Source organism: Streptacidiphilus rugosus AM-16 (genome assembly GCF_000744655.1).
In the GTDB taxonomy this organism is placed as follows: Bacteria; Actinomycetota; Actinomycetes; order Streptomycetales; family Streptomycetaceae; genus Streptacidiphilus; species Streptacidiphilus rugosus.
This window is the reverse complement of the sequence record NZ_JQMJ01000004.1, coordinates 3,799,159-3,811,128: the sequence shown is the minus strand read 5'-3', so window position 1 is coordinate 3,811,128 and position 11,970 is coordinate 3,799,159. Positions and strand designations below refer to the sequence as shown.

The 11,970-nt window shown below is 72.8% G+C and carries 9 protein-coding genes; 7 read left to right on the top strand and 2 right to left on the bottom strand.

Annotation, left to right across the window (positions count from 1 at the left end):
- Nucleotides 1-30 precede the first annotated feature (30 nt).
- Complete coding sequence (locus BS83_RS26250; protein ID WP_084714087.1) at nt 31-687, top strand: TetR/AcrR family transcriptional regulator; 657 nt, start codon at nt 31-33, stop codon at nt 685-687.
- Between the two features lie 27 nt (nt 688-714).
- Here the strand turns inward: BS83_RS26250 and BS83_RS26245 are convergent, their stop codons facing one another.
- Nucleotides 715-1,233 (bottom strand): P-loop NTPase family protein, encoded by a 519-nt coding sequence (locus tag BS83_RS26245; protein ID WP_037605998.1) that lies wholly within the window; start codon nt 1,231-1,233, stop codon nt 715-717.
- A 126-nt stretch (nt 1,234-1,359) separates the two neighbouring features.
- On the opposite strand from BS83_RS26245, the gene BS83_RS26240 reads away from it, so the two are divergent.
- Together BS83_RS26240 and BS83_RS26235 are read left to right on the top strand one after the other, a co-directional pair.
- Entirely contained in the window at nt 1,360-2,784 is a 1,425-nt protein-coding gene (locus BS83_RS26240) for a DUF2252 domain-containing protein (protein ID WP_037605997.1), read from the top strand.
- Nucleotides 2,785-3,093: 309 nt separating this feature from the next.
- Nucleotides 3,094-3,801 carry a phosphatase PAP2 family protein gene (locus BS83_RS26235; RefSeq protein WP_051943976.1) on the top strand — a complete coding sequence of 236 codons (708 nt, stop codon included), beginning with the start codon at nt 3,094-3,096 and terminating at the stop codon, nt 3,799-3,801.
- A gap of 150 nt (nt 3,802-3,951) precedes the next feature.
- Here BS83_RS26235 and BS83_RS26230 read toward each other — a convergent pair whose 3' ends face one another.
- Nucleotides 3,952-4,920 (bottom strand): alpha/beta hydrolase, encoded by a 969-nt coding sequence (locus BS83_RS26230; protein ID WP_037605996.1) that lies wholly within the window; start codon nt 4,918-4,920, stop codon nt 3,952-3,954.
- 267 nt (nt 4,921-5,187) lie between these two features.
- Here BS83_RS26230 and BS83_RS26225 point away from each other — a divergent pair, with 267 nt between their 5' ends.
- From BS83_RS26225 to BS83_RS26210, 4 genes are all read left to right on the top strand, one after another.
- The gene (locus tag BS83_RS26225) at nt 5,188-7,254 is read left to right on the top strand and encodes an AMP-binding protein (protein ID WP_084714084.1); all 2,067 of its coding nucleotides are present in this window, start codon (nt 5,188-5,190) and stop codon (nt 7,252-7,254) included.
- A gap of 148 nt (nt 7,255-7,402) precedes the next feature.
- Nucleotides 7,403-9,775: an oxidoreductase gene (locus tag BS83_RS26220; RefSeq protein ID WP_037605995.1), complete on the top strand. Its 2,373-nt coding sequence runs from the start codon at nt 7,403-7,405 to the stop codon at nt 9,773-9,775.
- Between the two features lie 39 nt (nt 9,776-9,814).
- Nucleotides 9,815-10,840 carry a carbon-nitrogen hydrolase family protein gene (locus BS83_RS26215; RefSeq protein ID WP_051943974.1) on the top strand — a complete coding sequence of 342 codons (1,026 nt, stop codon included), beginning with the start codon at nt 9,815-9,817 and terminating at the stop codon, nt 10,838-10,840.
- The gene (locus tag BS83_RS26210) at nt 10,837-11,958 is read left to right on the top strand and encodes a cupin domain-containing protein (RefSeq protein ID WP_037605994.1); all 1,122 of its coding nucleotides are present in this window, start codon (nt 10,837-10,839) and stop codon (nt 11,956-11,958) included. Before BS83_RS26215 ends, BS83_RS26210 begins: the two co-directional genes overlap by 4 nt.
- Nucleotides 11,959-11,970: the final 12 nt, after the last annotated feature.

Here is an 11,970-nt window from a genome sequence, read left to right as displayed (position 1 = left end):
CGCCACCGCTTTTGGCCGAAGGAGGCCCCCATGTCCGCCCGTGCCCATGCGTTCGAAGCCGAACCGGTGGCAGCTGCGGCGGTGGAGACGGCTCGGGCCGGCGGCGGGCGGGCGAACCAGAAGAAGCGCACCCGCGACGCCATCGTGCGGGCCGCCGCGGAGCTGATGCTCACCGGCCGGGAGATGACCATGCCGGAGATCGCCAGGGCGGCGCTGGTCTCCGAGGCCACCGCCTACCGGTACTTCCCCGACCTGGCCAGTCTGCTCGGCGAGGCCATGGCCGACCAACTGCCGGACCCCGCCGCCGCGCTGGACCTGGCCACCGACTCCGCCGACCCGGTCGAGCGGGTCGCCGCCGCGACCGAGTACCTGCTGCGGCACGTCCTGGCCCGACAGGGCGCGGTCCGGGCGATGATCGCCGCCACCGTCGTCCGCCCCGACGCGGGCCCGCGCCGTCCCGGCCTCCGCTTCGGCCTGATCGACCACGCCCTCGCGCCGCTCGAAGCCACCGTCGGCAGGACCGACCCGGAAGCCCTGGCACAGCTCAAGCTGGGGCTCGCCGTGGTGATCAGCGCCGAGGCCCTGTTCGCGCTCACGGACCTCCAAGGCCTCGACCCCGAGGCGGCCGTCGCCGGCCTCGTCCGCACCGCCACCGCTCTGACCCGCGCCGCGCTGCCCTCGGCCTGAGGCGGACCCCCGGCCTCGCAGCCGCGCTCAGAGGGAGGTCAGCCAGGCAGCCGTCTCCTGCGGCCTGCCGAAACGGAGCGTGTCGAGAGGGGCGAAGCGGGGGTCGCGGACCCGGCTCCCGAGCTCGCGGCGGCGGGTCCCGTGCTGGGACCACGCCCACCAGGCCGGGTGCTCCCGGCTCAGCCAGCCCGTCCACGTCTCCCTGTTGCCGCCGAAGAGCGCCTCGCGGGTCACTGAACGCCGGAAGGACCGGCGCAGCACCCTGGGCATGACGACGCGCCTGGGGTAGTCCAGCCAGATCACCGTGTCGGCGCGGGTCCACAGCAGGTCGCGGACCTCGGGGTAGCCCAGGGAGTCGATGATCCAGCGGGGCTCGGCGGTCAGCCCGGTCACGTCCTCGGTCAGCCTGCTGTTGACCGACCAGTCGGGACCGTCGAAGTAGAGCGCGTCCATCTCGTGGAAGGGCAGGCCCAGGCGTGCGCTCAGCGTGCGCGCGAGTGTGGACTTCCCCGCGCCGGTGACGCCCACCACCAAGATCCGTTCCACGGCGGCACCCTATCCCGACGGCGTGCGCCTCACCCGACGGGGGCAGCCGCGCATGCGGCGCAACGCGAGGGCGCGGACGATGAAGGGTGAGCGCGAGTGCCGTTCGCGGCGGCGAGGAGATCCACCATGAGTGAGACCGGAGTCGGGACTGTCGGATCTGCCGGGGCACCGCTGTCGCCCAGGGAGCGGGCGGACCTGGGGCGCGCGGCGCGGGCGCGGGTGCCGCGGTCGAGCCACGGCGACTTCGAACCGGCCGCCGACCGCCCGGACGTGGTGGACATCGTGGAACGGCAGTCGGCCACCCGGCTCCAGGAGCTGATCCCGATCCGCTACGGCCGGATGACCGAGACGCCGTTCCGCTTCTACCGGGGCGCCGCCGCGGTGATGGCGTGCGACCTCGCCAACACCCCGGCCTCGGGGTTGCGGGTCCAGCTGTGCGGGGACGCGCACATGCTCAACTTCCGGCTGGTGGGGTCGCCCGAGCGCCAGCTGCTGTTCGACATCAACGACTTCGACGAGACGCTCCCCGGCCCCTGGGAGTGGGACGTGAAGCGGCTCGCGGCCAGCCTGGTGATCGCGGGCCGGGAGAACGAGTTCGAGGAGGGGATCAGCGCCGGCATCGTCCGCACCTGCGTGCGCTCCTACCGGGAGACGATGCGTGCCTTCGCGGGGCTCGGCAATCTCGAGGTCTGGTACGCGAAGAACGACCCCGAGCGCGTCCTGGCCGCCGTGGCGAACGAGCTCGGCAAGGGCGCCCGCAAGCGGATGACGACCGCCATGGCGAAGGCCCGCACCAGGGACAGCATGAACGCCTTCGAGAAGCTCACCGAGCTGGTCGACGGCGAGCGGCTGATCCGGTCCGACCCGCCGCTGATCCGCCGCCTGGACGACGTGCTCAGCGGTGACCAGCGGCTGGTGCAGCGCGACTCGGTCACCGACATCATCGAACGCTACGGGCGGTCGCTGTCGACGGACCGCCGACACCTGCTGGAGCAGTTCCACGTGGTCGACGTCGCCCGCAAGGTCGTCGGCGTCGGCAGCGTCGGCACCCGCTGCTGGATCGTGCTGCTGCTCGGCCGGGACGGCGACGACCCGCTGTTCCTCCAGGCCAAGGAGGCCTCGGAGTCGGTGCTCGCCCAGTACGTCGGCGCGAGCGAGTACGCCACCCAGGGGGAGCGGGTCGTCGCCGGTCAGCGGCTGATGCAGACGGCGAGCGACATCTTCCTCGGCTGGGAGCACGCGGTCGGCATCGACGGCCTCGAACGCGACTTCTACGTCCGCCAGCTGCGCGACTGGAAGGGCATCGCCCAGCCCTCGCTGATGCTGCCGCAGGACATGTCGGAGTTCGCCGCGCTCTGCGGGGCGACCCTCGCCCGGGCCCACGCCCGTTCCGGCGACCGGATCGCCATCGCCGCCTACCTCGGTGGCAGCGACTCGTTCGACAAGGCCCTGGTGCGCTTCGCGAGCAGCTACGCGGACCAGAACGATCGTGACCACGCGTCGCTCGTGGCGGCCGTCAAGAGCGGAAGGGTCAGCGCCCAGGCTGGGTGAGCGGGCGCTCCAGCGGCAACACGGAGCCCATGACGCTGTGCGATGCGGGCCGGCTCGTCGGCGCCGTACCTGGGTGGGCCGTGCCCGAAACCCCATTTTTATGCAGCTGCTGTGACGAGCGTCAAAATACCCGTACAATCTGGGGCGGGTCGACGGAATCCGATGTCCGCGACCCCCGTGTGAACCCCGTGGCCGTCGGCACGACCGACGCGGCCCGGCGTGCCTCGGCGCGCGCCCGTGATCACCTCCGCCGGCGCGGCCCACCACTCGCACGACGCCAGTCCCACGAAGGAAGACGGGTGCCCCCGCATGCCCACCGAAGCCCAGCCGACCCCCGGACTGCCTTTCCGGCCGTCGGCGAGACTCGAGACCGAAGACGCACCACTGAGACCCGGCGGGCTCGCCACGCTCGCGGGCGCAGTCCTTCTCACGGCCGGAGCGTCGGCCGGGATCGCCCTCGCCGTCGCCCCGCACGGGTTCCTCCAGTCGATCGACGACGCCTGGGCGGCGTCGACGGCCGGCGAGCACGGCGGCCTGCGGAACCTGGTGGCCGTGATGATCGAGGGCGGCTTCGGCGGACCGGCCGGGGTGATCGCCTGGGTGGCGCTGGCGGGCTGGCTCGCCGCGGTCAAGCGGCCCTGGTCGGCCCTGTGCGCGGTCAGCGCCTGCATCGCGAGCAACATCCTGCTGCTTCCGGCCAAGGCGATCCTCGACCGTCCCCGCCCCGACGAGCCGTTGACCCTGGTCAGCGGTGCCTCCTTTCCCTCGGGCCACGCCTGCAGTGCGGCGGCGCTGGCCGTGCTGGTGGGCGTCCTGGTCCTCCGGCGCCGTGGACGCCGGCTGTGGTGGGTCGCCGGAGGATCGGCCACGGCGCTCGACATGTGGAGCGCGACCTGGCTGCACGCCAACTGGCTGAGCGACGTGGTGGCCGGCGCGTGCCTCGGCGCGGGCGCGGCGCTGCTGCTGTGGCGGGCCTTCGCCGGCCTGCTGCTGCGCGAGGTCGGGACGGAGGGGTAGCGCCCCCGCCCCCGCGTCGGCCCGCTTCGGACTGCGGCCGGAGCGGGCGACGCCCGAGGCCCGGGGCCCGACGTTCTGTCGGGCCCCGGCCTTCGGCGTGGCGGCGAACCGCTCCGCAGTGCACCGGTCTGCGGCGAACCGGTCCGCGGCTCACGGCGCCTGACGGGCCATGAGGTGGTCGGCGAGGAAGTCGACGCTGCGCCGCACCAGGGCCGGAATGTCCGGCGCGCCGAGGAAGATGTGGTCGGCGCCCTCCACGGGGACGAGCTCGACCGGGGAGCCGGACTCGCGCAGGCCCTCGGCCAGCGCCACGCTCTGCTCGAACGGGACCAGGCCGTCGGACGTCCCGTGGATCAGCAGGAACGGGGGATGGCCGCCGCCCTGTGTGTAGGACACCGGGCTGGCGGCGCGGGCCAGCTCAGGGCGGTCAGCCGGGGCGGCGCCCAGCAGCGCGGTGTAGGGATCCACGACGCCGGCCGGACCCGACGGCGCCGGCGCGAGCTGCGCCGGGAACGCCCGGGCGGCAGCGGTGATGTCGGACACGCCGTACCAGTCGACGACCGCGCGCACCGAGGAGTCCTCGCCGGTCACCCCCTCGTCACCCTCGTGAGCTCCGCCGGCGGATCCGGGACCGCTGAGTCCGGCCATCGCCGCCAGATGGCCGCCCGCCGACTCGCCCCAGACGGCCAGGCTGCCGGCGTCGACGCCGAGAATCCCGGCGAAGTGCCGCACGTAGCGGATGGCGGCCTTGACGTCGTGGAGCTGGGCCGGGAACGGCGCCTCCAGACTGTGCCGGTAGTCCACCGTGACCACGGCGAGGCCCGCGGCGAGAGCGGTGCCGAAGAGCAGCTCGGCCGGAACGGTCGGCGGCGGGTAGCGCCGGTCCCCGTCCATCCAGCCGCCGCCGTGGATCCACAGCACCACGGGCGCGAGACCCTGTGCCACCGCCCGAGCGGGGACGTGGACGTCGAGCAGCCGGGGTCGGTAGCCGAAGGTCGTGGCGTAGGTGACGCCCTCGAAGTGCTGGGTGCCGTCGGCGGCCACGCGCGGCGGCGGCGGGGGAAGGAAGCGCGGCGGGGGCCAGCCCGAGTCGAGCGGGGGGAAGTCCTGCTGGGTCATGGGTGCTCCTCGGGCCGAGTGGGGGAGTATGCGTATGTACGACGACCGTCAAGATTGCTGCATATTCAGCGCTGCTCTTGAGTCGATCTCCGCCTGGTGTTAGAAGATAACACGTGTAACCACCGCTGTGGAGTGCTGCCGGCCGCGGAAGTCCCGTTCGGTGCGACCGAAAGCGGGTGGTCGTCTCAGAATATGTCGTTTGCTTGACTGTCGTCATGAAGACGCAATACTTGCCTCACTCCCCGCCGACCCGAACGAGGTACTGCCATGGAGCTCTCACCTTCGGCTCATGTCGACGCGTTCTGTCGCGATCGCCTCCCGCCCTTCGAGCAGTGGCCCGAACTGCTCTTCGAACTCCCCGAGCTCGCCTATCCCGACCGCCTGAACTGCGCCGGGGCGCTGCTGGACGACACGATCGCCCGGCTCGGCCCGGACCGGCGCTGCCTGGTCACCCCCACCGAGCAGTGGTCCTACGGCGAGCTGCGGACCAGGGTGGACCGCCTGGCCGAGCTGCTGACCCAGGACCTCGGGCTCGTGCCCGGTAACCGGGTGCTGCTGCGCGGCCCGAACACCCCCTGGCTGGTCGCCTGCTGGCTGGCGGTGCTGAAGGCCGGCGGAGTCGTGATCACCACGATGCCGCTGCTCCGCGCCGGAGAGCTGGCGGAGGTCTGCGAGATCGGCAGGCCCTCCCTCGCGCTCTGCGACCACCGCTTCCTCGACGAACTGACCGGGGCCCGCGTCCCCGGACTCACCGTCCTCGCCTACGGTGGCGACGACCAGGCGGACCTGACGGTGCGCAGCGGCGCGAAGGAGGGCCGGTTCGACGCCGTGCCCACCGCCGCGGACGACGTCGCCCTGATCGCCTTCACCTCCGGCACCACCGGCCGGCCCAAGGCCACCCTGCACTTCCACCGCGACGTGCTGGCCAACGCCGACACGTTCTCCCGGCACGTCCTCGCCCCCGAGCCCGACGACCTGTTCACCGGCACGCCCCCGCTCGCGTTCACCTTCGGCCTCGGCGGCCTGGTCGTCTTCCCGCTGCGCGTCGGGGCGGCGAGCCTGCTGGTGGAACAGGCCACCCCGGCCGAGCTCGCCCACCAGGTGAGCCGGCATCAGGTCACGGTGCTCTTCACCGCGCCGACCGCCTACCGGGCGATCCTGTCCGCCGGGCTGGCCGGTCACCTGTCCGGCCTGCGCCGGTGCGTCTCCGCCGGGGAGTCGCTGTCGGAGTCGCTGTGGCGGGAGTTCCACGCCGCCACCGGGCACCGGCTGATCGACGGGATCGGCGCCACCGAGATGCTGCACGTCTTCATCTCCGCCGCGGACAAGGACATCAGACCCGGCGCCACCGGCAGACCGGTGCCCGGCTACCGGGCGGCGGTGGTGGACCGCGAGGGCAACCCCGTGCCGGACGGGCAGCCGGGCCTGCTGGCCGTCAAAGGCCCCACCGGCTGCCGTTACCTGGACGACGAGCGACAGACCGAGTACGTCCGCAACGGCTGGAACATCACCGGCGATACCTATGTGCGGGACCGCGAAGGCTACTTCTGGTTCCAGGCTAGGAGCGACGACATGATCGTCTCCTCCGGCTACAACATCGCCGCTCCCGAGGTCGAGCACGCCCTGGCCGGCCATCCCGACGTGGCCGACTGCGCGGTCACCAGCGCGCCCGACCTGCGACGCGGCGCCGTCGTCAAGGCCTACGTGGTGCTGCGGGACGGCGCACCGGCCGGGGCGGAGACGGTCCGCGCCCTCCAGGACCACGTCAAGCAGCGCATCGCGCCCTACAAGTACCCGCGCTCGGTGGAGTTCCTGAGCGAACTCCCGCGCAACTCCAGTGGGAAGGTCAACCGCGGACAGCTGCGGCTCATGGCCCTCGGCGGCCCCGCCCGCCCGGCCGGGGAGGCGAACGTGACGGGGGAGCCGGCCCGCGTCGTGGTCGAGCGCAGGGTCGAGTGGCACGACACCGACGCCGCCGGGCACTACCACTTCTCCTCGGTCCAGCGCTGGGCCGAGGCCGCCGAGGCGGTGCTGCTGCGCAGGCTCGGCCTGGCCGAGCTCTTCGGCAGCATTCCCCGTGTGCACTTCGAGGCCGACTACCGCGAGCGCCTGTGGTTCGGCGACACCGTCCGGGTGGACTTCCGGGTCGCCAGGGTCGGCGGCTCGTCGCTGCACTACACCTTCGACGTGCACGGACCGCGCGGGCTCTCGGCCACCGGCGCGATGTCGGTCGTCCACTCCGCCGCCACCGCCCGCGCGACGGAGCGCTGGCCCGACCACGTCCGGCAGGTCCTCGCCCACTCCGGAGCGCAGGCTCCCGAGACCTACGCCTGAGCCGGGCCGGCACCGGGCAGGGCAGGCGGAGCCGCCCGAGCCGCACACGCGCGGCAGTCGCGAACGACCGCGACCCCGGCCGCCGGACCGCGGCAGACAGACCACACCTCACCGACCGAACCCGGCTCCACACGCCAGGGAGGACCCCATGCGCATCGCCGTCATCGGAGGCGGACCCGGAGGGCTCTACACCGCCGCCCTCGCCAAACAACTGTCCCCGGACTGGGAGGTCGTCGTCTGGGAACGCAACGCCCGCGACGCGGCCTTCGGCTTCGGCGTGGTCTTCTCCGACGAGACCCTCAGCGGCATCGCCCAGGCCGACCCGACCGCGTTCGCCGCGATGGAGGCCGAGTTCGCCCGCTGGAGCGACATCGACATCCGCTACGCCGGGGAGGTCCGGACCTCCGGCGGTCACGGCTTCGCCGCCCTGGACCGCAACCGGTTGCGGGAGATCCTGCAGCAGCGCTGCGCCGACCTCGGCGTGGACGTGCGCTACGGGACGCATGCCCCGCCCGCTGCCGAGCTGGCCGAGCACTACGACCTGGTGGTCGCCGCCGACGGCGTCCGCTCCGAGACCCGCCTGGCCTTCGCCGACGACTTCGGCGCGCGCCTGGACGAGCGCACCTGCCGCTACATGTGGCTCGCCACCGACCGTGTCTTCGAAGCGTTCACGTTCATCGTGGAGGAGTGCGACTTCGGCGTCCTCCAGGTCCACGCCTACCCGTTCGACGAGAAGCGCTCCACCTTCATCGTCGAGATGGAGGAGGACGCCTGGCGACGCGGCGGCTTCGCGGCGCTCGCCGAGAGGGAGTTCGCCCGCGGCGAGAGCGACGAGGCGAGCGTGCGGCGCTGCGAGGAACTGCTGGCCGACCACCTGGACGGCTGCCGGCTGATCCCGAACGCCTCGAAGTGGATCACTTTCTCGACGGTGCGCACCGCCTCGTGGAGCCGCGGCAACATCGTCCTGCTCGGTGACGCCGCCCACACCGCCCACTTCTCGATCGGCTCGGGCACCAAGCTCGCCATGGAGGACGCCCTCGCGCTCGTGGCCAGCCTGCACGAACGGCCCACCGTGGCCGAGGCGCTGGCCGCCTACGAGGCCGAAAGGCGGCCCGCCGTCGAGTCGGTGCAGCGGGCCGCGCAGGCCAGCCTGGAGTGGTTCGAGACCATCGGCCGCTACACCGGCCAGGACCCCGACCAGTTCGCCTTCAACCTGCTCACCCGCAGCCGCCGCGTCACCTACGGGAACCTGCGCGCCCGCGACCTCGGCTTCGTCGCCGCCGTGGACGCCGCGGTCGGCGACGGTTCGGGCGCCCCGCCGATGTTCCAGCCGCTGCGGCTGGCCGGACTGCGGCTGCGCAACCGTGTGGTGGTGCCGCCGCTGGCCACCTTCACCTCCGTCGACGGGATGCCCGACGGCTTCGCCCAGGCGCAGCTGACCGCCCAGGCCCTCGGCGGCGCCGGGCTGGTCTTCGCGGGCATGACGGCGGTCAGTCCAGAGGGACGGGTCGGCACCGCGTGCCCCGGGCTGTGGAACGACGGGCAGGAGACCGCCTGGCGCGACCTCGTTCGGGCGGTCCACGAGGTGACCGACACACCGCTGGGCATCCAGCTCACCCACGCCGGGCGGCGCGGTTCCACCGCGGTGCCCGGACCCGACGGGGTCGGCCGGCCGTTGGCCGGGGAGGAAGGCTGGCCGACCCTCGCCGCCTCGGCGCTGGCCTGGGACAGCGGCTACCCCGCCCCCCGTGAGGCCACCGCCGCCGAGCTGGCTGCCGTGACCCGGGACTTCGCCGATGCCGCGCGGCGTGCCGACCGCGCCGGATTCGACGTGCTGGAGCTCCAGTTCGGCCACGGGCACCTGGTCTCCGGCTTCCTCTCCCCGCTCACCAACCGGCGCACCGACGGCTACGGCGGCGACCTGCGCGGCCGGTTGCGCCTCCCGCGCGAGGTCCTCGCCGCCGTCAGAGTCGTCTGGCCCGCGGCCAAGCCGCTGGTGGTGCGGATCTCCGCCACCGACTGGGCCGCCCACGGCACCAGCGCGGCCGAGGCCGTCGAGATCAGCCGGGCGCTCGCCGAGGCCGGTGCGGACGCGATCGACGTCTCCACCGGGGAGGTCGTCGCGCACCAGCGGCCCGCCTACGGCCGTACGTACCAGACGCCCTTCGCGGACCTGGTCCGCAACGCCACCGGGCTGCCCACCATCGCCGTCGGGGCCGTCAGCGGCTACGACGACGCCAACTCGATCCTGCTGGCCGGACGCGCGGACCTGGTCGCGGTCGGCCGCGGCCACCTGTACGACCCGCAGTGGACCCTGCACGCCGCCGCCGACCAGGGCTACACCGGCCCCGGCGCGCGCTGGCCCGAACCCTGGCGCGCCGGCAGCCGCAAGCCGCCCGGCCCCCGCGCCGACCGCGTCCCGCCGCGCCTGTACCTGCTCCGCGAGACCGCGGCCCCCGTCCACCGGCGCTGGCAGCCCCCGACCTCCCGCAGGCCGGCCGCCGTCACCGCGTCCTGCTGAGCGTGCCCCCCGCCCCGCCGGCACCGAACGGAGAAACCGATGGAGAACCTGTCCCGCTTCACCGCCGCGGCCGTCCAGACCTCACCCGTCTACCTGGACCCCGACGCCACCGTCGACAAGGCCGTCGCGCTGATCCACGAAGCCGCAGGGAACGGCGCGCGACTCGTGGTCTTCCCCGAGGCGCTCGTGCCCGGATACCCCTACTGGAACTGGACGATGAACCCGGTCCAGGGCTCGCCCTGGTTCGAGCGCCTTCAGCGTGCCTCGATCGACGTGCCGGGCCCGCAGGTGGACGCGCTGCGCACCGCCGCCCGACAGGCCGGGACGGTCGTGGTGATCGGCGTCAACGAACGCGCGCCGCACAGCCTCGGCGTCCTCTACAACACTCTGCTGACCATCGACGCCGACGGCGAACTGATCGGCGTGCACCGCAAGCTGGTGCCCACCTGGGCGGAGAAGCTGACCTGGACCGGCGGTGACGGCAGCTCACTGCGGGTGCACCGGACCGGGATCGGCCCGCTGGGATCACTCGCCTGCGGTGAGAACACCAACACCCTCGCCCGCTTCGCCCTGCTCGCCCAGGGCGAGCTGGTGCACACCGCCAGCTACATCGCGCTGCCGGTCGCCCCCGAGGACTACGACATGGCCGACGCCATCGCGGTCCGGACGGCCGCCCACTGCTTCGAGGGGAAGGTCTTCTCCGTGGTGGCCTGCTCCACGATCTCGCCCGAGATCGTGGATCTGATCGCCGGCGAGGACGAGAGCGTCCGCACCATGCTCGGCCGCAAGCGCAGCGCGCTGTCGGGCGTCTTCGGCCCCGACGGCCGCCCGGTGACCGAACCGCTCGTCGACGACGAGGGCGTGGTCTACGGCGAGATCGACCTCGGCCGCTGCATCCAGCCCAAGCAGATGCACGACATCGTCGGCCACTACAACCGTTTCGACGTCTTCCAGCTCCACGTCGACAACCGTCCGCGCAGCCCGCTCGCCCTCGCCGTCGATCCGGCCGCCGGACGCCGCGACCGGGGCCCCGCGGAACCGACCCCTCCGAAGGAGGACTCATGAACGCCTACGACGACGACCAGATCGGCCGTGCCCGCGTCGCCGACAGCCCCGAACTGCTGGCCTACTACGACGAGCTGTCCCAGCTCGACGCCGGAGCGCTGTGGACGGTCGCCAACGAGATCGAGCCCTGGTACCCGCAGCCCACGTCCGTTCCGATGGTGTGGCGTTACCAGCAGCTGCGCCCGCTCGTCGCGAAGGCGCTGGCCATGGTCAAGGCCGAGGATGCCGGACGGCGCGTGGTGATGCTGGTCAACCCCGGTCGCAAGGAGCAGAGCGCCGCCGTCGGCCTGCTCTACACCGGTCTGCAGATCATGGGACCCGGCGAGTCGATGAGCGCGCACCGGCACGCCGCCGCGGCGCTGCGCTTCGTCCACGAGGGCACCGGTGCCTGGACGATCGTGGACGGCCAGAAGCTCAGGGTCGGGCCCGGCGACTTCGCGATCACCCCGAACGGCACCTGGCACGAGCACGGCAACGAGGCGACCGACGCGCCGGTCATCTGGCAGGACGGCCTCGACATCCCGCTGACCAACACCCTCGACGCCAACTTCTACGAGATCCACCCCGAGCTGCACCAGAAGTCGGGCCCGGTGGTCAACTCCTCCGTCCTCAGTCACGGGGCCAACCTGCTGCCCTACGGCCTGGAACGGTGGACCCGCCCGTACTCCCCGGTCCTCGGCTACCCGTGGGAACCCAGCTACCAGGCGCTGTGCAACCTGGCCAAGGCCAGCGAGGGGTCACCGTTCGACGGCGTGATCATGGAGTACACCAACCCGGTGACGGGCGGCTCGGTCATGCCCACCATGGGCGCCCACCTCCAGCTGCTCCGGCCCGGACAGGCCACCAGGGCACACCGCCACACCGGCTCCGTCGTCTACACGGCGGCGAAGGGACGAGGCGTGTCGGTCATCGCCGGGCGGCGCTACACCTGGCAGAAGGGCGACGTCTTCTGCGTCCCCTCCTGGGCCTGGCACGAGCACGCGAACCTCGACCCGTCCGAGGACGCCTGCCTGTTCTCCTTCAACGACTTCCCGGCCATGCGCTCCCTCGGCTTCCTGCGCGAGGAGGCCCACCCCGACCACGACGGCCACCAGCCCGTCCTCGACCGGCAGCCCTAGCCGGTCGTCACC